Origin of the sequence: Paraburkholderia madseniana, from assembly GCF_009690905.1 — a bacterium.
GTDB classification, from domain to species: Bacteria; Pseudomonadota; Gammaproteobacteria; order Burkholderiales; family Burkholderiaceae; genus Paraburkholderia; species Paraburkholderia madseniana.
The window spans coordinates 1-20,327 of sequence record NZ_VOSW01000052.1; the positions used below are offsets into that span (position 1 = coordinate 1).

Genomic DNA, 20,327 nt, shown 5'->3' on the forward strand with positions numbered 1-20,327 from the left:
CCACCGCCCATATCACGCCGATACGTCTGCAGCAAAAATTTCTTAACATGCGAAGCAGCCGCAATCCCAGTGCGATCATCGAACATCCGCCGATTCCGGCAATTCGCCATATTCCACACCACATCCTCGCGCTGCGGCAAAGAAAACTTCAGATTATGCGTAGGCAGATACCCACGCACATCCACAGCAGCGCAAAACGCCACGCGTGGATCCAGCCCGAGTAACGGCTCCTGAATAGCCGGCAAAACCCGATCGGTAAACGCAGTGAACCGCGTAATGAACTGAGCCGGATTGCTCCCGGCAACAGGCACGTAGTGCTGATCGAACAGATCCTCAATCGACACTTCGCCCCGAGCGACAGCCGCTTCGAATACCTTGCTCACCTCGGCCGCAGCCCGCTGCACGGCTTCGATAAACCGCGTATCCGTCGTCTCGACCCCCGTGGCCGCGGTCAGCTCGATCAACGTCTCGGATACGCTGAGCAGATTCCCCAGCCGGTCCTTCGCCTGGACGAAGTTTTCACTCGAATCTTCGACGCCGCTCGCCATCTCCAGCACCTGCGCTTCGAGCCCGTTGCATTGCGTTTCAATCTCGCCGGTCAACGCGGCGATCTGTCCAGCCTCGTCGTTGAGCTGCGTAATCGCATCGCCCGTCGCATGGACGACGTCGCCGATCTTGCGGGTGCCTTCGCGTACCCGATGGGCGCGCGCCGTGTTCACCGAGCCCTCGCTGATCAACTGCTCGGTCTGCTGAGTAAGTTGCGCGAGCGTCGTCTCGATCTGGCCGGTCGCGTGCGCGGTCTTCGCCGACAGGTTCTTCACCTCGGCGGCCACCACCGCGAAACTCTTGCCGGAGTCGCCGGCGCGCGCGGCTTCAATCGCGGCATTCAGCGCCAGCAAATGCGTCTGGCGGGCGATCAGCGAAATCTCCTCGGAGACGCGGCTCACATGGGCCAACGCGCTGCGCAGCGCGCCAATCTGGCTCTCGATTACCGTCACGCCTTCCACCAGCCCGTGGATATCGGCGAGCGACGCCTCGAGCGTCTGTTGCGACGCCTGCACGCCGGTTGCGGCTTCAGCCGACACGCTGCGCATTTCGCGCGCAGCGGCGGCGATGCGGTGGTTGCCCGCCAGCGTGACGGCAGCGGATTCGCGCAGCGCGCGGCATACCTGTGCCTGGCGCTGCACGCGCGCAGCCACTTCTTCGACGTGGCCAGATACGTCGCAGATTTCAATACCCAGTTTGCCGGCGTGGGCGGCAATATCGCCGACCACAGTCTGCGAACGGGCAGCCCGGCGGAAGCTGAAGCGCGTCATGGTCGTGTCTCCTTGATGGCGCGGTTTGCTGAGTCAATTCGTGCGCTCATCCAGCACGGATGCCGCGTCTTCCCGAAGTATTGACGGCAAACTTGCAAACAACTTGATACGGGGTATCCCGCGGTCGTTATGATGTGGGATCCGGCAGGGCGCTGGCACGGCCCAGTGCACAGCGCGCGTGAGACGCCCAGACCCGCGAGAGGCCTGGCCCCGCAAGCGACTGCGCCTGCCATTTCTCGCAGCCCTCCCACTCACCAGCGGACCATGATCGACTCCTTCGCACGCGTCTCAGGCTGGCAGCAGCTCTACCACCTGTGGGAGCTGATCGCGATGCTCTGCAAGTTTCTCTGGGGACTGTTGCGGTTGCTCGGAGGTGGTTGAGAGCGCAACGTCGCGTGTCGGCGGTGCGTCAACAGCGCGGCCATGCGCGCCTGGGTGCGGATCGGTGGATGGATGAATCGGCGGGGCCGCCAGACGATGCGACGATACGACCGTCGCATCGTGCGGCCAGGAAGGGTCAGACCGGCTCGCCGCGCACGCCTTCAACTGCTGGAGCAGTGGCGTCGTTCGTGCCGAGAAACGCGCGCAGATCGGTCATTACGCGCTCAGGGGCTTCTTCCATCGGAATATGGCCGAGTCCCGGGTACATCACCGATTTCGCGCCCGGAATGCGGCTCGCAAATTCGGCAGCATGCGCAGGCGGAATCCAGCGATCCTTCGCCCCCCACAGCACCAGCGACGGCACCTTCAGCGTCTTCAGCACGTCGGTATCGACGTCCTTGAAGTCGAGCGTCGGCACCATCTTGCCGATCGCCGTGCGCGTGCCTTCGCCGTGGAAGAACTCGACGTAACGCCGCAGCGTCACCGCATCGATCTTGTGCGAATCGCCATACACGTTGCGCACCGCGCTCTTGATAATGACTTCTGGCAGCCACCACGGCGAACTGACCCGCACCAGCGCGCTATTGAAGAGGCCGATGTAAATCGGCAGCTTCATCGGAAAACCGGCTGAGTCGATCAGTACGAGCTTTTCGACGGCCTCGCGATGACGTACTGCGTAATCCCACGAAATCAGGCCACCGAGCGAGTTGCCGATCAGCGTCGCACGCGAGATGCCTAGAGCCTGCATGAAGGTGTCGATAAATCGCCGGTAGGTCGGCAGGTTCATGGTTTCGATCTCGCCGGAGCTCGAGCGCAGCGGTCCGGTCACGCCGAACGGCGGCAGATCGAGACGGATCACGCGATGCTCGTGCTTGAGTTCATCGGCCAGACGATTCCACGTGTGCAATGAAGACGCGAAACCGTGAATCATCACGATTGTGTCGCCGCTGCCTTCGTCGACGTAGTGCACGTCGGCACCCATGATCTTGACGAACTTCGAGCCGCTCTGCGTGTAGCGCCGCTGCAATTCGGCACGCGGCACGCTGGTAATGCCGAGGCGCGCGGCGAGCGAGCGGGGGCGCAGCGGCACGGTGGATGCGGGCGTTGCGGATTCGATGCTTGCCATGGTTGTTGTCTCCCTTTTGTTTGAATTAGATTGTTTCTGCGTCTGCCACGGACTCAGCATCTGAGCCGGTATCGGCCCCCACCTCCGCATCGCGAGCAGCCCCTCAGCCGCCGCATGCTTCTATGGCACGAAGCGATAATCGTGCGGCCGCACACGCCGCGTGCGTTTGCGAAAGCTGAATGTGAAGCCCGGCCACAACGCTGTGACCTTGCCGCTCTTTGTCTGATACCAGCTATGGCAGCCGCTGACCCACACGGAGTGCTGCATCTCCTTCTGCAGACGCGCATTGAAATCGTGCTGAACGTCGGGCCGCAGGTTCATCGTGCGTGCCTTGCGTCGGCGCAATACGCGCAGGCAATCGGCGATGTACTGCACTTGCGACTCGATCATGTAGATCATCGAGTTGTGGCCGAGCCCGGTGTTCGGGCCGACGATCATGAAGAAGTTCGGGAAGTTGGCGATGCTGGTGCCGAGGTAGGCCTCCGGTCCATCGCGCAGCCACATCGCGCCGAGGTCGGCGCCGTCGAGACCGGTCACGTTGAACGGTGCACCCACGTCGTTGACCTGGAAGCCCGTGCCGCAGATGATCGCATCGGCCTGGTGATGCGCGCCGTCGTTAGTGACGATGCCGTCGGCGACGATTTCGCGGATACCGGTCGTCACCACGTCGACGTTGGGCTGGTTGAGCGCCGGATAGTAATCGCTCGACAGCAGCACGCGCTTGCAGCCGAGCCGGTAGTTCGGCGTCAGCTTGGCGCGCAGCGCCGGGTCCTTGACGCGCCGTTCGAGGTAGCTCAAGCCGAATTTCATCGGCAACTTCATCAGTTTCGGATTGACGACGAACGCAATCGCACGCGATTCGAGCTGCCAGTAGATCGCATTGCGCACGAAGCGCTGCGTGAACGGCAGATGGCGGAACAGCCAATGTGCGCGCGGGCCGACCGGCTTGTTGGGCTTGGGCATGATCCACGGTGCGGTGCGCTGGAACAGTTCGAGTTGCGCGACGCGTGGCTGGATCTGCGGCACGAACTGGATCGCGCTGGCACCGGTGCCGATTACCGCTACGCGCTTGCCTTCGAGCGGATAGTCGTGATCCCAGCGGGCGGAATGAAACAGCTTGCCTTCGAAGCGCTCGAGCCCGGCGATCTGCGGCATGGCCGGCCGCGAGAGCGGACCGCTCGCGGCGATCACGACATCGGCCTCGATGCTTTCACGCGTACCGTTCGAATCGATCTCGACCTGCCATATCTGCCGCGCTTCGTCGAAACGCGCCGAGGCCACGCGTGCATTGCAACGCACGTAACGATCGACGCCGTATTTGCGCGCGCAATGCTTGAGGTAAGCGAATATCTCCGCCTGGCTGCCGAACGCACGCGACCACGCCGGATTCGCCTCGAACGAAAACGAATACAGATGAGACGGCACATCGCAGGCCGCGCCGGGATAGGTGTTGTCGCGCCACGTGCCGCCAACATCGCCGGCCGCCTCGTAAATCGTGAACGACGTGATGCCCATCTGCTGAAGGCGGATCGCCATGCCGATGCCCGCAAAGCCGCTGCCCACAATGGCAATGCGTGGCGCGGCGGGTTGGGCAGTTGAAGCAGGCGTCACGGCGGGTCTCCGGAGGTGAGCAAAATTCGGGTGTCTACATATGTCTACAGCCGTATAACGCGCAGGGTAGACAACTGTACACTTCGCGTCAAGATCGTTTAGAGTACGACTATCAAACGCGCGAGCCGTGCTCCGACTGAAAGCTCATGAAACCCGTACCCGAAGCGGCGCTCGCTGCCGACCATGGCGCTGTTGCCGGGCAGGACCTCCCGCCCGGCAAGCGCAAGCTGATCGAAGCCGCGTTGCGTTTGACCGCGGGCGGGCGCAGCTTTGCAAGCCTGGGTCTGCGCGAACTGGCGCGCGAGGCAGGGTTGAATCCCAACACGTTCTACCGCCATTTCGACACGCTCGACGCGCTGGCGCGCGAAGCGGTCGAATCGGTGAGCCGCCGCTTGCGGCCGATGCTGCGGCGCGAGCGCTGGCTGGCCGCGCACGACGAGCCGCAGAGCGTGCCGCGTCGCGCGTGCATGGCGTTCTTCGCGTTTGCGTTGGAGAATCGCGAGGCATTTCTGAGCGCGCTGGCCGAGTATCACGGCACGTCGCCGGCGCTGCGCGAAGCGGTGCGGGCAAACCTCCACGAGGTGTCGGCGGAAATGGCGGACGACGTCGTGCAACTGCAACTGATGCCGACGCTCGCCCGCGCAACCGTCGACGAAGTCTGCACGCAGATCGTGCTGCTGCTGTTTCATCTTTCGGCGGAGTACATCGACGGGAATGCCGCGCGCCGGGACGCGCTGGTCGCGTATGCGGAGCGTTTCATCGTCCGGCTGTTTGCTGGTTCGGTGCTGCTAGCGCAGCATGAGCCGGTCAGGGCGCCCGCATGAATGAAGGGAATCGACATAAAAAAACAGGCTCCGTGCAGGAGCCTGTTTTCATTGCAGCTTGATCGATTAGCGTTTGATTGACTGCATCTCATCCAGCGCGGTGTTTCTCAGGTATCGCTCCAGCCGCCGGAATCGTCGTTGCTGCCCATGTCGACGCCGCCGCCGCTGTTGTCGTTCCAGTCGTTCGAGCCCTGGCCGAAGTCGAGGCCGCCGCCATTGCCCCCGTCGCCGCCGCGGCGACGCGTTTCGTCATCGACAATCACGTCGCGCTCCACGACGCGTTCACGCCCGGAATTCAGCGCCTCGCCGAGCAACACGCCGGTCAGCAGACCGCCCATGCCGCCGCCGAAACCGCCACCACCTTGTTGCACGATGACCTGCGGCTGCTGCTGATACGGTCCTTGTTGCGGATACGGCTGCGGCGGGTTGCCGAAACGCTCTGCTTCCTGCGCATACGGCGACTGCTGCGTGCCGGCCGGCGCGGCATACGGATCGGGCCGCCCTTCGGCGCGGGCGCGCAGGCTGCCGATGCGCTGTTCCAGTTCGTCGAGCTGATACGGCGGCACCGGATTCTTGCTGTTCGACAGCGTTTCGACGAGACCGCGCAACTGGTCTTCGGTCGATTCGACTTCCTTCTCCAGCGCCTCATGACCTTGCACGGTGGAGAGCTTCACGTCGAGCTTCAACGAGCGCACGGCGTTGAGCATTTCGGTTGCGCGCTTGAGCTGCACGCGACGATCGTCGTCGGCGCGCGAATCGTCTTGCGTGCGGGCGCGGCGCAAGGTCCAGCGCAACACCAGCGCGATCACGCCGATCAGGAGAATGATGCCAACCCACATGCCGATGCCGGGACCATGCCGTTGCGGCGCTTGCGGCGCTATCGCCGACTGCTGCTGCACCGCCGGCGAATTCTGCTGTACGAACGGGTTGGCCGCGCGGCTCGTGGTGTTGCCGCCGGCGCCGCCAGCACGTTCCGCGTCCTTACGGATGCGCGCTTCGGTTTGCGCGAAACGGGTCGGGTCGGTGAAGCGGATTTGCGGATCGAGCGTCTTGGCCTGTTGGATCTGGGCGAGGGCGTCGGCATAACGGCCTTCGCGATCGAGCACCTGGCTGTACAGGTAGTGCGCGCGCGCATTGTTCGGATGCGCCTGCAGTACTTCGCTCAAACCGGCATCGGCCTGCTGCCAGTTGCCTTGCGACATGGCGGATTCGATCTGCTGGACCGTCGGCACAGCGAACGCCGCGGCCGACACGAACAGCAGTGAGGCGAATGCGCTTGCGAGAAATTTTTTCATTTACGGACCGGGTGCGATGCACCCGTCTCCTTCAGTCGATTCCGATGGCGCTCGTAACGGCCACCGGTATGCACTGCTGACGCAATTACTGAGCCGGCGTGTTGATCTGCTTCTTCAACGCTTCGAGACGATCTTCGACTGACGGGCCGCGGTTCAGATCCGCGAGCTTGTCGTCGAGCGCCTTGCCGGTCTTAACGTCGGCCGAATTCAGGCGTGCGTCGGAACGGGCGTTCGATAACGCAACCTTGTCTTCCAGCTTCTGGAAATCCTCGGAGAGATTCTTGCCGCCGATACCGCCCAACGCAGTAGCGGCAACATCTTTGGCCTGAGCGATCTGCTGCTTGGCTTGCAGAATGTTCGAGCGCGCGTTCAGGTCGTTACGACGGCCACGCATGTCGTCGATCTGACTCTTCAACTGGGCAACGGACGGCTCCAGCGTGGTCAGTTCTCTCGCCAGCGCATCGCGTTCAGCTTCGGCCGTGGCTTGCGCGCCGAGGGCTTCGCGTGCGAGCGCTTCGTCGCCGGATTGCAGCGCGCGCTTCGCGCCGTCTTCGTACTTCTTTGCCTTGTCGGCGGCGACATCGCGCTTGCTTTGCTGCGTGGCGACCTGTGCCTGAATCTCGATCAGCGAGTTCTCGGCTTTAGCGATGCTCTCGTCGAGTTCGCGCACGATCTGGCGCGAATCGCGCGACGGATCCTGCACGGAATCGGCTGCGTCGTTCAGGAGACCTTTAAGCGTGCGCGAAATGCTGTCAAAAAGCGACATGAAAACCTCCAAAGAATGAAATCGGCGCTGAATAATTCCCACGCGCTTTAACTGCTTTCAAATGCTACTTTACGCCGCTGCGCGAGAAGCTGCGCAGCGTTCGGACCGGAGTTCGGGGCACACTCGCCAATTGCAATAGTGGTGCCACAAATTTACGTTTTGAAACCGAATGGCCAACAGCCTCAGTGGTTAAAACGCGCGGTGGCTTATTCAGCCGTCGGCGGATATTACACCACGCATTCTCTTAAAACCGCCTTAAAGGGCGCGATGACACAATCGCCAACTTTGTGCGCGGCGGGCACCGTGCGGCGGGCATCCGCGACGTGCATAGGCACGGCGAGTGTCGGCGCGGCGAGTGTCGCGGATGTGAACAGGCGTGGTGTATCGACGGCGTGCTTGCGCTTCAACAGCGCATCAATGCGCGGTGGGTTGGGGCGCTTGACCGTGGTGGCACTTCCGATTCAGGCGAAGCGGCCGCCTTCCGTGCTCGGATCGCTTTGTGGATCGTCTTCGTCGCGCGTGGCGTCGAGGCGAGGGCGTTTAAGCACGTGGCGCAAAGGCGTGTCCACGTCGCCCGGTTTTTGCGCCGAACCGGCAATGGACGCCGCTTCGGCCGCGGCGACGCGCGCCACGGCTTCGGCTGCCGCGGCGGCTTCTATTTCCTCGGCGGTGGCGGTGAGGGCGGCCAATACACCGGCCGGCAGCAACGGCGCTGGGCCCGCGCCTGCGGCCGTGCCCAACAATTCATCCGCGTGCGATGCCGCCGCGCTTTCCGCCGGCACAGCGGTTTCGTTGTCACCGTGAGTCTGAAAGGCCTCCGGAAGCGCTGCCCGTGCGTGGCGCGTACCGCGCGCGACCCGTTGCAGCGCCGCGTCGAGCGCGTCCGGCGCGCGCGGCGCACGCAGCCGGTCGACGATGCTGGCCGCTTTCACCTGTTCGCTGGTCGCGCCGAAGCTCAACACCGCGCGCCGCATCAGTTCGCTGACGCTAATGCCCAGGTTTTCGGCGGTGGCGGCGATCGCGCGTTTCTGTGCGGTCGTGACGAATACGACGATGCGTTCGCTGGGCTTGTTCATGGTCGGCTCGCATACTTGTTGGCATTGGCGAATCAAGGCGTGAATCTGGCGTACGCCGTCGCGCGTGTCGGTGTCGACCCCCGCGCCGTGTCCATCATATGACGAGTTGCACCGATGCGGAACGGGCGCGACATGAAAATCCCGTGACATCAACGGGTTGTAGCGTTTGCGGCGGGCTTGTCCACAGGCCTTTCAACAATTTCTGTTGATAACCTGGGCAAGTGGCGCCGGGAGCGCGTGCCATTGCCGCGATCTACCGGCATGGCGCCGCGCGAAGGGAATTCTTACAAAAAAACTGTCTTGGACGGCGCTTGATTTCTTTAAAATGCGCTGTTGCGTTGCGCCGGACGATGTCACGGGCGTGCCGTGCGGTCGCCCGGGGGCATAGGGCCGCGCGGTGTTTTGCGCCTCACGCGTTCAGTTACGCGCCCACTATTCCAGTCATGCCAATCATCAAACGACCGCATTCTTCAAATTCTCCGGCTGGTGACGACCGGGACGCCTACCACCGCACTCCAGGACGCAACGCTGCTTCGCGCGACGCTGAGCCCGGCCGCCGTTCGATCGGTGCGAGCATCACCATCTGGTTTGTCAGTCTGCTGGCGACCATTGCCGTGGTGGGTGCACTGATCGTCGGTTATGCGCTCGTGGTGATGGGGCCGCAACTGCCGTCGCTCGATGCGCTGACCGACTATCGCCCGAAAGTGCCGTTGCGGGTGTACACCGCGGATCACGTGCTGATCGGCGAGTTCGGTGAAGAACGGCGCAGCATCGTGCGCTTCCAGGACATTCCGGACCAGATGAAGAAGGCGGTGCTCGCGATCGAAGACTATCGCTTCTACGAGCACGGCGGCGTCGACTTCGTGGGCATTTTGCGCGCGGGCATTTCCGACATCACGCATGGCGGCGCCTCGCAGGGTGCGAGCACGATCACGATGCAGGTGGCGCGCAACTTCTTCCTTTCGAGCGAGAAGACTTACACGCGCAAGATTTACGAAATGATGCTGGCGTACAAGATCGAACGCGCGCTGACCAAGGATCAGATCCTCGAGGTCTACATGAACCAGATTTATCTGGGCGAGCGCTCGTACGGTTTTGCCGCGGCCGCGCGCGTGTACTTCGGCAAGGATCTGAAAGACATCACGCTGGCTGAAGCCGCGATGCTGGCCGGCTTGCCGAAGGCGCCTTCCGCGTATAACCCGGTGGTCAATCCGAAGCGCGCGAAGATCCGCCAGGAATACATTCTGAAGCGCATGCTCGAGCTGAAATACATCAGTCAGGATCAGTACGACCAGGCCGTCAAGGAAGAGATTCACACCAAGAACCCAGGCAACGAATACAGCGTGCATGCTGAGTACATCGCCGAAATGGTTCGCCAGATGATGTACGCGCAGTACAAGGACGAAACCTATACGCGCGGCCTGAACGTCACCACCACGATCGATTCCGCCGACCAGGACGCCGCCTATCGCGCAGTGCGCAAGGGCGTGATGGACTACGAGCGGCGCCACGGCTACCGCGGGCCGGAAGGCTTCGTGCAACTGCCCGCACCGGGCGACGACCGCGATCAGACCATCGACGACGCGCTCACCGATCACCCCGACAACGGCGAAATCATCGCCGCCGTGGTGACGGACGCGAATCCGAAGCAGGTGAAGGCGCAGCTGGTCGACGGCACGGAAGTGACCATCAGCGGCGACGGTCTGCGCTTTGCAGCCGGTGCGCTCTCCGCGCGCGCGGCGGCCGCCACGAAGATCAAGCCGGGTTCGATCGTGCGCCTCGTCGCCGACGACAAGGGCAACTGGCAGATCACGCAACTGCCGCAAGTGGAAGGCGCGCTAGTTTCGCTCACGCCGCAGGACGGTGCGATTCGTGCGCTGGTGGGCGGCTTCGACTTCAACAAGAACAAGTTCAACCACGTCACGCAGGCGTGGCGTCAGCCGGGTTCGAGCTTCAAGCCGTTCATCTATTCGGCAGCGCTCGACAAGGGTCTCGGACCGGCCACGATCATTAACGACGCGCCGCTGTACTTCCCGCCGAGCACGCCGGGTGGTGACGCGTGGGAGCCGAAGGACGACGACCAGCCGGACGGTCCGATGCCGCTGCGCCTCGCGCTGCAGAAATCGAAGAACCTGGTGTCGATCCGTATCCTGTCGTTCATCGGCACCAAGTACGCGCAAGATTTTGTCACGCAGCGTTTTGGTTTCGACGCCGACAAGACCCCGCCGTATCTGCCGATGGCGCTCGGCGCCGGCCTCGTCACGCCGCTGCAATCGGCGGGCGCATACTCGGTGTTCGCGAACGGTGGCTACCGCATCAATCCGTATCTGATCAACGAAGTGACGGATGCACGTGGCGTACCGCTCTCGAAGGCACAGCCGTTGACCGCTGGCCAGGATGCGCCGCGTACGCTCGAACCGCGTAACGCTTACATCATGAACAGCCTGCTGCACTCGGTGGCCACGGCCGGCACGGGTGCGGGCTCCAACGTGCTGCATCGTTCGGACCTGCAGGGTAAGACGGGTACGACCAACGACGCCAAGGACGGCTGGTTCGCCGGTTATCAGCAATCGCTGGTGGCGGTGGCGTGGATGGGTTACGACCAGCCGAAGAGTCTCGGCAGCCGCGAGTTCGGTGCACAGCTCGCGTTGCCGATCTGGGTCGAGTACATGCAGCGTGCGCTGCGCGGCATACCGCAAAGCGAGCCGGCGCAACCGGACGGCGTGACCGCGGTCGACGGCGAGCTGTTCTATACGGACATGACGCCGGGCAATGGTTTCGTGGCCAGCATCGGTCTGGATTCCGCGAATCCGACCGCCGGTGTGAGCGACGCGGTGGGTGGCGTGGGGCCGGCGGGTATGACGCCGCCGGCGGTGCCGCCGCCGAATGTCTCGTCGAATGAGAAGAAGCAGATCATGGATCTGTTCGAGACGAACAAGCCTTGATGTTCGCCAGTCCCCCCAAGGGGACTTTCTTAGAGGCTCGCTTAGGGGCGTAGCGAGTGTGTGCGGCCTGTCCGGGGCCGCACGCGCAAGTTTTTGAAAGGGCGGGGAAACCGTTGCCTGCCGCGGATTGAGTGGCGGTATTCGGGTAAGCTCCGCCCGCAGATTTTGTGCCTGCGCTGTGCAGTGTGTTTTAATCACGCCTGCGATGCTTTTTATATTGGGTCCTATACGGACGCCCGATTCCTAAGCGGTTTCGGCCTCCAGCACTGCTGTGTCTCGCCGCGAGCGAGACACCCATCTTCGAAAGTCCCGCCGCGCAAGACCCGTTTGACGCGCGCGCCTGCCACTTCGTCCGTGGGCAACCGTCAGGTTGCCGCGGCCGGCGTGTTTGTTACACAGCATCCACCGGGTCGTTGCCTCGTGAAAAGTCGAATACTCATCTGTCTGATGACAGGTCTGCTGCGCGCGTTTGCTTTCCTGCCATATGGCGTTGTCGCGCGCATCGGCACCGGCATCGGTGCGTTGCTGTACCGGATTCCCAGCGCGCGCCGGCGCGTCGTGCATACCAATCTGAAACTGTGCTTTCCCGACATGAGCGACGAAGCGCGCGAGCGTCTCGCGCGCGCGCATTTCTGTCATGTGATCCGCAGTTATGTCGAGCGCGGTCCCCAATGGTTCGGCAATGCGCAGGCGTTGGCGCGCCTGGTCGAAGTGGAGAGCGCGATCGATCTGACCGACATGGAGGGGCAGCCGACGATTTTTGTCGGCTTCCATTTTGTCGGTATCGAGGCGGGTTGCATGATGTATTCGACGCGGCATCCGGTTGCGTCTTTGTATACGCCGATGTCGAATTTGTTGCTTGATGCGATGGCTAAGCGGCAGCGTGGGCGCTTTGGTACGGAGATGATTCCGCGTAGCGATAGTGTGCGGCGGGCTTTGCGTGTGCTGCGGGATGGCAAGCCTGTCATGCTGGCTGCTGATATGGATTTTGGGTTGCGGGATTCGGTGTTTGTGCCGTTTTTTGGTGTGCCTGCGTGTACGCTTACTTCCGTTTCGCGGATGGCCAAGGCTGGGAATGCTCGGGTTGTGCCTTTTGTGACTGAGGTTTTGCCGGATTATCGGGGCTATAAATTGACTATCTTCGAAGCGTTAAAGGATTTTCCTTCGGAGGATGTTGCTGTCGATGCTCGGCGGATTACCGAATTTCTTGAGACGCAGGTGCGTCGGATTCCTGATCAGTATTATTGGGTGCATAAGAGGTTTAAGCATCGGCCTGCTGGGGAGGCTGGGGTTTATTGAGTTTTTTGCCTGTGCGCGGCATTGGCCGTGTTCTTGGGGCTTTGGCCTTTCCTTGATTTGCTAGTGGTCTATTAGCGTTGCCCCTGTGCGGGGCGGCACCTACTTTTCTTTGCATGCCGCAAAGAAAAGTAGGCAAAAGAAAGCGGCTCAAACCACTCCTGCTAAGTGGGCACCGTGGTCTGCTACGGGTAGTGGTGCATCTGGAATCTGGGTTCGTGCACCTGCTTGCGCTTGTGACAAGGGCGTCATACTTCCGGCGGCGCTGCGCGCGCCGAAGAGTAGTTCTTAAATCCACTCGCTGTTTGGGCGGCGCCTGAAAGATCTACGTCCGATTTCGTTGCGCGCTCAAGCACTTACTCCGGATGTCCAAGTGTTATCAACATGCCTTTCAACAAAATCTGTGGATAAGGCCTCTCTCCGCAAACGGCCGCCGTTGCGTGGCGCGTAGTCGATCACCCCCTGCATCAGCCTGCACCCCAAGCAACAAACCGATCTGCATCAAGCACTTAAGCGCGTAGCCCCGTAGTTATCAACAGCCCTGTCAACATAAACTGGGGATAACGTTGTGGCGTGGTGAGGCGTCCCAATGGCTTCGGCCGGAATCAAAGGTACATTCAGCGCCCCCTGGTTCATTCCGCACCGCACCCAAAAACTACAGCGCGTTCAACGTGTTAGCCCGCTTGTCAGATAGTTTTCAACAGCCTCTTCAACATAAACTGGGGATAAGTCCGCAGCCATAACTACGGAATCCCAGGTTTAGTTCGACCCGCCCACGGTCGCCGTGGAAACCCCTGGCACCGCCGAGGTCGCCGTGGACGTAGACGCAGACGCAGACGCAGATGTAGCCTGCCCCGCCCCCAATGGCGGATTCCCCATCGCCTGGAACAGGGCTGCCGTGTCCGTTAGCCGCGCGCTGGTATAGCGGATCTCATCGAGCTGCGCGTTGCGAAACTGCTGCTCGCTCGAGCGCGTCGAGGCGATCGGCAACGCGCCCAGTCGGTAGCGTCCCGACGTTTCGTCGAAAATTCCCTGCGCCGAACGCGCTGCAATGTTCGCGGCGTCGAGCGCTTGCGCGTCGTGCTGCAGCGCTGCGAGCGTGTCGGCGACGTTCTGGAATGCGGTCAGTACCGTCTGCTTGTATTGCGAAACCGTGGCGTCATACGTGTCGACGGCCGCGCGGCGCTGCGCGAACAGGGCGCCGCCGTGAAACAGCGGTTGTGACAAGGATGCCCCTATGCTCCATATCGCCCCCGCGCCGGACAGGGCCACCGGCCAGCTAAAGCCGCCTTGTCCCATCGAGGCGCTCAGCGAGAGACTCGGGAACATCTGTGCCGTCGCCACGCCGACATCGGCCGCCGCGGCCTTCAGGGCGGCGTCCGCGGCCTGAATGTCGGGGCGGGTGCTCAGCAGCTCGGACGGCACCACGACAGGCACCTGTTCAGGCACGTGCAGTTGCGCAAGATCGAGGTCGTCCGGGGCCGCGTCCGGTGTGCGGCCAAGTAGTACGGCCAAAGCATGACGCGTCGTCAGCCATTGCTGCTTCAAGCCCGGCAAACTCGCCGACAGACTCGCGGCACTTTGTTGCGCGCTCAACTGGTCGGCGTGTGAGACCGCGCCCAGTACGTAGCGCCGCTGCGTGTCGCGGGCCTGATCGTTGGCAAGCGTCACGAGCCGCTCGGTTGTGTCGATCTGCGCGCGCAACGCAGCACTCGTGATCGCCGCCGTCACGATGTTGGCGGCCAGCGCGCGGCGCGCGGCGTCGAACTGATAAGCCTGTACGTTGACGCGGGCGGCGAGCGCGGCATCGGCGAGACGCGCGGCGCCGAACAGGTCGAACGTGTAGTGCGCCTGCAATTGACCGACGAAGATGTTGTACAGGAACGTATTCGGACCGGCCTCGGGGATCGCCAGCGCACGATTGCGGGTCATCTGGCCGCCCGCGTCGATGGTTGGCAGCATCGAACTGCCGATTTGCGCGCGCAGTTGCTCGCGCGCGGCCGCGAGACTCTTGTCGGTGGCGGCGAGCGTTGGGCTGTTGCGCAAGCCTTCGTCGACCAGGGCGTTCAGCGCCTCCGATTGATACAGCTTCCACCATTCGGGCACGGGCTTCGCGCCGACCACGAATTGCTGGGTGATGCCTTGTGCGGGCACGGTTTGCGTCGGCTGCGCTTCGGCGCCGTAGTGCGCCGGTTGCGGCATGGCGGGCGGCTCGCCGTTCGGGCCGAACGAGCAGGCGGCCAGCGTCAGCGCAGCACCGCCGAGAAGCGTGAGGCGCACGTGTCGAGGGAATGCAAGGATAGCCATGATCTCAGTTCCCCGAATGCGTCGTGGCGGACGGCGCCGGCGGCTCGCGCTCGTCGGTGCGTACTCTGAACGACATGGCGTACAGGGCCGGCAGATAGAACAGCGTGAGGATGGTCGCGCTCGTAATGCCGCCCATCAACGCGGTCGCCATCGGGCCGAAGAAGTTCGAGCGCAACAGCGGAATCAGCGCGAGGACGGCGGCGGCCGCGGTCAGCGTGATCGGTCGGAAGCGCCGCACCGTCGCGCCAACGATCGCGTCGAAGCGCTTATGTCCCGCGGCAATGTCCTGCTCGATTTGATCGACCAGAATCACCGAGTTGCGCATGATGATGCCGAACATGGCGATCACCCCGAGCATCGCGACGAAGCCGAACGGCTGGCCGAACAGCAGCAGCGTCAACACCACGCCGATCAGGCCGAGCGGCGCGGTCAGCACCACCATCAGCACGCGCGCGAAACTCTGCAACTGGACCATCAGGAGCACCAGTACGGCGATGATCATGATCGGCATCTGGGCGTTGATCGACGTCTGCCCCTTGCCGCTTTCTTCGACCGAGCCGCCGATCTCGATCCGGTAGCCGACCGGCAGCGTGCTGCGAATCTGGCTGAGGGATTTATCGACGGCATGCGTGACGTCGATCCCTTGCGCGCCAGGCGCGACGTCGGACTGCACGGTGATGGTAGGTTGCCGGTCGCGTTCCCAGATCACACCGTATTCGAGGTCGTTGCGCAGATGACCGAGCGTGCCGAGCGGCACCGGGCCATTCGGCGTCGGCATCGCCAGCGTGACGAGCTTCGCGGGGTCGACGCGTTCCGCTTTCGGGGCGCGCAGATCGACGCTGATCAGCTTGTCGCGCTCGCGATATTGCGTGACGGTATAGCCGGACAGTGTCATCGCGAGGAAGCTCGAGATGTCTTCGGAGGTCACGCCGAGTTCGCGGGCCTTCTTCTGATCGACTTCGAAGCGCACCGAGCGCTCGGCGGGTTCGTCCCAGTCGAACTGGACGTTGCTGGTGCGGCGGTCGGCGCGCATGGTCGCGGCGACGCGCTCGGCGATCGAGCGCACGGTGGCGATATCGTCGCCGCTCACGCGGAACTGCACAGGGTAGCCGACCGGCGGACCATTCTCGAGGCGCGACAGGCGTGTGCGGATCGCCGGAAAGTTGTTGCGCAATTCCGGTTCGAGCCATTGCGCGAGCTTCTCGCGATCTTTCACGGATTTCGCGGTGATCACGAACTGCGCGAAATTCGGCTGCGGCAATTGCTGATCGAGCGGCAAATAGAAACGCGGCGCACCGGTGCCGACAAAGTTCACCGTATGATCGATTTCCGGACGGCCCACCAGCGCCTTTTCGAGCCGCTCTGCCTGGCGCAATGTCGCTTCGAACGACGCGCCTTCGGGCAGGCGCACGTCCACCAGCAACTCGGGCCGGTCGGAGCTCGGGAAGAACTGTTGCGGCACCAGCGTGAAGCCTGCCATGGCCAGAATGAACAGCACGACGGTGATCGCCAGCACGACGAAACGCCGTTCGATGCACCAGCTGATCCAGCCACGCAGGCGCTTGTAAAACCGCGTGTCGTAGATGTCGTGCTCGTGATCTTCCGCTTCGTGTGCCTGGCGTTTGCGCTCCGGCAGCATGTGATAGCCGAGCAATGGAATCAGCACAACCGCCGCGAGCCACGACGCAATCAACGCGATTGCCGACACTTCGAAAATCGAACGCGTGTATTCACCGGTGCTCGACTTGGCGAGGGCAATCGGCAGGAAGCCGGAGACGGTTACGAGCGTTCCGGTCAGCATTGGGAAAGCGGTGCTGGTGTACGCATAGGCAGCCGCGCGCGCGCGGGTCCAGCCTTGCTCCAGCTTCACCGACATCATCTCGACGGCGATGATCGCGTCGTCGACCAATAGCCCCAAAGCGAGCACCAGCGTGCCCAACGACACCTTGTGCAGTCCGATGTCAAACAGATACATGCACAGCGCCGTGACGGCGAGCACGACAGGTATCGAGATCACGACCACCATGCCGGTGCGCACGCCCAACGACAGCAGGCTGACCACCAGCACGATCGCGATCGCCTCGGCGACGGCTTCGAGAAAATCGTCGACCGAACGCGCCACCGCGTTCGGCATGCTCGACACTTCGACCAGGTGCAAACCGGCGGGCAGGTAGGCCCGCAGCGTGACCATCTGCTGATCGAGCGCCTTGCCCAGACGAATCACATCGCCGCCCGGCTGCATCGTCACGCCGATGCCGAGCACCGCCTTGCCGCCGGAGCGCATCTGCGTGGCGACTGGATCGTCGTAACCGCGCTTGATGGTGGCGATGTCGCCGAGACGGAACGAGCGGTTGTTGATGCGGATCAGCGTGTCGGCGAGCGCATTGACGTCTTTGAACTGGCCGGTGGGGCGCACGAACACGCGGTCGTCGGTGGTGGTCAGCGTGCCTGCCGGCGAGACGCTGTTCTGCGAATTGATCGCCTGGCCGAGTTGCTGCGGCGAGATGCCAAGACGCGTGAGTTGCGTGTTGGCGATCTCGATGTAGATGTGCTGGTCCGGATCACCGAAATAATCGACCTTGCCGACGCCCGGCACACGCAGCAGCACCGTGCGCAACTGGTCCGCGTAATCGTGCAGTTGTGCGGCGGAAAAGCCGTCGCCTTCGAGCGTCCAGATGTTGGTGTAGACGTCGCCGAATTCGTCGTTGAAGAACGGCCCCTGAATGCCTGGCGGCAAGGTCGTGGCGATATCGCCGACTTTCTTGCGCACCTGATACCAGGTTTCGGGCACGTCCTTGACCGGCGCCGAGTCTTTCATCGAGAAGAACATCAATGATTCGCCGGGGCGCGAGTAGCTGCGCACGAAATCGATGGCGGGTGTTTCCTGCAATTTGCGGCCGATGCGGTCGGTGACCTGTTCCTGCACCTGGCGTGCGGTCGCGCCGGGCCAGAAGGTGCGGATCACCATCACGCGAAACGTGAAGGGCGGATCTTCGGATTGGGCAAGACGTGTATAGGCGAGAACGCCGAATGCGGTAGCGAGCGCGATCAGGAAAACGACCAGCGCCTGATGGCGCAGCGCCCATGCGGACAGGTTGAAGCGTCCTTCTTCAGGCGTGGTGCTCATGAAGCGAAGTCCTCGGGATGCAGCGGCGGGATCACGTGGACTTTTTCGCCGGCGGTCACGGTATGCACGCCTTGCAGTACGACGCGCTCACCATCCTTGAGCCCCTGGCCGATCACAATCGTGCGCTCGTTATAGCGCGTGACCGTCACGCGGCGCAGTTCCAGCGCGTTGTCCGCGGCGCGCACGACCCACACGGCCGGCCGCGCGCCGTCGTGGAACAGGGCGGTGGCGGGCACAGTAAAGGAACCGTTCTGGCTCGCCGAGGCGTTGGCAGCTGAGTTGCCAGTTGCGTCGGCAGATGAGTCCGAGGGCGACGGCGCGGCGAGCGCGATGTCGGCGGTCATGCCGAGGCGTACGTCCGGACCGGGATTGTCGAGCGTGAGCTTGGCGCGGTAAGTGCGGCTTTGCGGATCGGCGGCGGGCGACAGTTCGCGCACGCGCGCCTTGAAGCTGCGGCCCGGCAGCGCGGCCAGCGTGACCTGCGCGGTCTGCCCGACCGAGAGCGCGGCGAGCGCACTTTCCGGCACGTCGCAGACGACGTCGATATCGCCGCTCCATGCGAGGTTATAGACGGCTTGCCCCGCGGACACATTCTGGCCGGTGTCGGCCTGTTCGGCCGTGATCACGCCGGCGTGATCGGCACTGAGCGTGGTGTACTGCAACTGGTCTTTCGACAGCGCCGCCTGCTGCGCGGCCTGGTCGCGCTGCGCGGCGGCTGAGGCGTACGCGTTGGTGGTCTGTTCGAGCTGAGCGGGCGCGATCAGGTTTTCTTTCGCCTGTGCCTGGTCGCGATCGAGTTGCTGCTTCGCATACACGAGACTGTGTTGCGCGGCTTCGAGTTGAGCCTGCGCGCTGGCGGCATTCTTTTGCGCATCTGCCGGATCGAGCCGGGCGACGATCTGCCCGTTCTTCACGACGTCGCCCAAGCGTACGCGCCGCTCGATGATTTTGCCGCCGACGCGAAACGACAGCGGGGTGGAATAGCGCGCCTGCACTTCGCCGGGCAACGAGGCCGCGGCTGTCGCGCTGCCGTCCGCATGCACGGCGACGGCGACCACCGGACGCGGCGCGGGCGCAACCGCTTCCTTCTTCGAGCACGCGGCGAGCGTGACCATACCGGCGAGCGCGAGGGCAAATGCTGCGCGGCGCAGACGCGCAGAACGGGCATACCGATGGGACTGCTGGCGCATCGCAGACGATGCGGGAGGACCGGGACGCTTCACAATTACCCCAACTGGAGACAGCGAACGAACACGGCAAGCCGCAGCGGCTCGCCAGCGAAGACACGAGGGTCGAAACATGCGATCGGCATACGCATCTGACTTCGAATGATTGGTCGCATTCTAATACACACCTGTATTTGAATGTTGACGTGAATTGGAATTCTTTTCGGTGCTAGACTTGCGCCCATGAAACGGCAACGACTTACACGCGAGCAGAGCAAAGACCAGACGCGCCAGCGCCTGCTCGACGCTGCGCAAGCAATTTTTATGAAGAAAGGCTTTGTCGCGGCGAGTGTCGAAGACATCGCCGGGGCGGCGGGTTATACACGCGGCGCGTTCTATTCGAACTTCCGCAGCAAGAACGAGTTGTTCCTCGAACTACTGCGGCGCGACCACGAGACCATGCAGATGGGGTTGCATGCCATTTTCGAAGACGCGACTTCGCGCGAGGAAATGGAAGAGCGCGTGCTGCGCTACTACAGCAACCTGCATCGCGAGAACAAATGTTTCCTGCTGTGGGTAGAGGCGAAGCTGCTGGCCGTGCGCGACGGCCGCTTCCGCATACGCTTTAACGCGTTCCTGCACGAAAAGCTCGAACAGTTGAGTGCGTACATCCGCGAGTTTTCGACGCGGGTCGGCACGCCTCTGCCGTTACCGGCGGAGACACTAGCGATGGGCTTGATGGGCTTGTGCGACGGCGTGCAGTTCTTTTATGCGGTCGACCCGCAGAACGTCTCGTCGGAGATGGCTGAAACGGTGCTGGCGGGATTTTTCGCGCGCGTGGTGTTCGGGCGCGACGCGTAATACGAGTGCCGGCGGATCAGCTCGCCGGCAACTGCGCGCAGGCGTTAGCAACCGGCGTGGCGCAGACGAACGAATACTGCCCGCTGTAGCGCAGGACTTCTTCACCGACGTGCAGGACAACCTTGATTTCCGGGCACCGCTCGTAAGCGATGAAGGCCGAACAGGCCGCCGCGGACCAGCAAACCAGTGAAAACGCGATTTTTTCGAAAAGCTGAAAACGATGTGGCATA

General features: G+C 62.8%; 14 protein-coding genes. 4 read left to right on the plus strand and 10 right to left on the minus strand.

Annotation, left to right across the window (positions count from 1 at the left end; translation table 11 throughout):
* From FSO04_RS25545 to FSO04_RS25555, 3 genes are all read right to left on the minus strand, one after another.
* The coding region (locus tag FSO04_RS25545; RefSeq protein ID WP_154563733.1) for a methyl-accepting chemotaxis protein at nt 1-1,316 on the minus strand (1,316 nt) is incomplete at its 3' end.
* Nucleotides 1,317-1,833: 517 nt separating this feature from the next.
* Entirely contained in the window at nt 1,834-2,823 is a 990-nt protein-coding gene (locus tag FSO04_RS25550; RefSeq protein WP_154563735.1) for an alpha/beta fold hydrolase, read from the minus strand.
* A 120-nt stretch (nt 2,824-2,943) separates the two neighbouring features.
* On the minus strand, nt 2,944-4,434 hold the full coding sequence (locus FSO04_RS25555) for a flavin-containing monooxygenase (RefSeq protein WP_168435841.1): 1,491 nt from the start codon (nt 4,432-4,434) through the stop codon (nt 2,944-2,946).
* 146 nt (nt 4,435-4,580) lie between these two features.
* Between FSO04_RS25555 and FSO04_RS25560 the strand changes: the two genes are divergently transcribed.
* Nucleotides 4,581-5,258: a TetR family transcriptional regulator gene (locus tag FSO04_RS25560; RefSeq protein ID WP_154563737.1), complete on the plus strand. Its 678-nt coding sequence runs from the start codon at nt 4,581-4,583 to the stop codon at nt 5,256-5,258.
* 107 nt (nt 5,259-5,365) lie between these two features.
* Here FSO04_RS25560 and FSO04_RS25565 read toward each other — a convergent pair whose 3' ends face one another.
* From FSO04_RS25565 to FSO04_RS25575, 3 genes are all read right to left on the minus strand, one after another.
* On the minus strand, nt 5,366-6,553 hold the full coding sequence (locus FSO04_RS25565) for a tetratricopeptide repeat protein (protein ID WP_154563739.1): 1,188 nt from the start codon (nt 6,551-6,553) through the stop codon (nt 5,366-5,368).
* Nucleotides 6,554-6,638: 85 nt separating this feature from the next.
* Nucleotides 6,639-7,319: a PspA/IM30 family protein gene (locus FSO04_RS25570; RefSeq protein ID WP_097392886.1), complete on the minus strand. Its 681-nt coding sequence runs from the start codon at nt 7,317-7,319 to the stop codon at nt 6,639-6,641.
* Between the two features lie 461 nt (nt 7,320-7,780).
* Entirely contained in the window at nt 7,781-8,395 is a 615-nt protein-coding gene (locus FSO04_RS25575; RefSeq protein WP_154563741.1) for a hypothetical protein, read from the minus strand.
* 443 nt (nt 8,396-8,838) lie between these two features.
* Between FSO04_RS25575 and FSO04_RS25580 the strand changes: the two genes are divergently transcribed.
* The gene (locus FSO04_RS25580; protein ID WP_154563743.1) at nt 8,839-11,340 is read left to right on the plus strand and encodes a penicillin-binding protein 1A; all 2,502 of its coding nucleotides are present in this window, start codon (nt 8,839-8,841) and stop codon (nt 11,338-11,340) included.
* A 420-nt stretch (nt 11,341-11,760) separates the two neighbouring features.
* Nucleotides 11,761-12,639, plus strand: a complete 879-nt coding sequence (locus FSO04_RS25585) for a lipid A biosynthesis lauroyl acyltransferase (protein ID WP_168435847.1) — start codon at nt 11,761-11,763, stop codon at nt 12,637-12,639.
* 756 nt (nt 12,640-13,395) lie between these two features.
* On the opposite strand, the gene FSO04_RS25590 is transcribed toward FSO04_RS25585, so the two are convergent.
* Genes FSO04_RS25590 through FSO04_RS25600 form a run of 3 tightly spaced genes read right to left on the minus strand, consistent with a single transcriptional unit; the run spans nt 13,396 to nt 19,260 of the window.
* Nucleotides 13,396-14,943 (minus strand): efflux transporter outer membrane subunit, encoded by a 1,548-nt coding sequence (locus tag FSO04_RS25590; protein WP_154563747.1) that lies wholly within the window; start codon nt 14,941-14,943, stop codon nt 13,396-13,398.
* A gap of 4 nt (nt 14,944-14,947) precedes the next feature.
* Nucleotides 14,948-18,070, minus strand: a complete 3,123-nt coding sequence (locus tag FSO04_RS25595; protein ID WP_154563749.1) for an efflux RND transporter permease subunit — start codon at nt 18,068-18,070, stop codon at nt 14,948-14,950.
* Nucleotides 18,067-19,260 (minus strand): efflux RND transporter periplasmic adaptor subunit, encoded by a 1,194-nt coding sequence (locus FSO04_RS25600; protein WP_154563751.1) that lies wholly within the window; start codon nt 19,258-19,260, stop codon nt 18,067-18,069. Before FSO04_RS25600 ends, FSO04_RS25595 begins: the two co-directional genes overlap by 4 nt.
* Nucleotides 19,261-19,479: 219 nt before the next feature.
* On the opposite strand from FSO04_RS25600, the gene FSO04_RS25605 reads away from it, so the two are divergent.
* Nucleotides 19,480-20,097 carry a TetR/AcrR family transcriptional regulator gene (locus FSO04_RS25605; RefSeq protein WP_154563753.1) on the plus strand — a complete coding sequence of 206 codons (618 nt, stop codon included), beginning with the start codon at nt 19,480-19,482 and terminating at the stop codon, nt 20,095-20,097.
* Nucleotides 20,098-20,113: 16 nt separating this feature from the next.
* Here the strand turns inward: FSO04_RS25605 and FSO04_RS25610 are convergent, their stop codons facing one another.
* Complete coding sequence (locus tag FSO04_RS25610) at nt 20,114-20,326, minus strand: hypothetical protein (protein ID WP_154563755.1); 213 nt, start codon at nt 20,324-20,326, stop codon at nt 20,114-20,116.
* Nucleotide 20,327 lies beyond the last annotated feature (1 nt).

Coding starts and splice junctions, on each gene's coding strand:
- FSO04_RS25550 (WP_154563735.1), bottom strand. CDS start 2,823: ATGGCAAGCATCGAATCCGCAACGCCCGCATCCACCGTGCCGCTGCGC.
- FSO04_RS25560 (WP_154563737.1), top strand. CDS start 4,581: ATGAAACCCGTACCCGAAGCGGCGCTCGCTGCCGACCATGGCGCTGTT.
- FSO04_RS25565 (WP_154563739.1), bottom strand. CDS start 6,553: ATGAAAAAATTTCTCGCAAGCGCATTCGCCTCACTGCTGTTCGTGTCG.
- FSO04_RS25570 (WP_097392886.1), bottom strand. CDS start 7,319: ATGTCGCTTTTTGACAGCATTTCGCGCACGCTTAAAGGTCTCCTGAAC.
- FSO04_RS25575 (WP_154563741.1), bottom strand. CDS start 8,395: ATGAACAAGCCCAGCGAACGCATCGTCGTATTCGTCACGACCGCACAG.
- FSO04_RS25580 (WP_154563743.1), top strand. CDS start 8,839: ATGCCAATCATCAAACGACCGCATTCTTCAAATTCTCCGGCTGGTGAC.
- FSO04_RS25590 (WP_154563747.1), bottom strand. CDS start 14,943: ATGGCTATCCTTGCATTCCCTCGACACGTGCGCCTCACGCTTCTCGGC.
- FSO04_RS25595 (WP_154563749.1), bottom strand. CDS start 18,070: ATGAGCACCACGCCTGAAGAAGGACGCTTCAACCTGTCCGCATGGGCG.
- FSO04_RS25600 (WP_154563751.1), bottom strand. CDS start 19,260: ATGCGCCAGCAGTCCCATCGGTATGCCCGTTCTGCGCGTCTGCGCCGC.
- FSO04_RS25605 (WP_154563753.1), top strand. CDS start 19,480: ATGAAACGGCAACGACTTACACGCGAGCAGAGCAAAGACCAGACGCGC.
- FSO04_RS25610 (WP_154563755.1), bottom strand. CDS start 20,326: ATGCCACATCGTTTTCAGCTTTTCGAAAAAATCGCGTTTTCACTGGTT.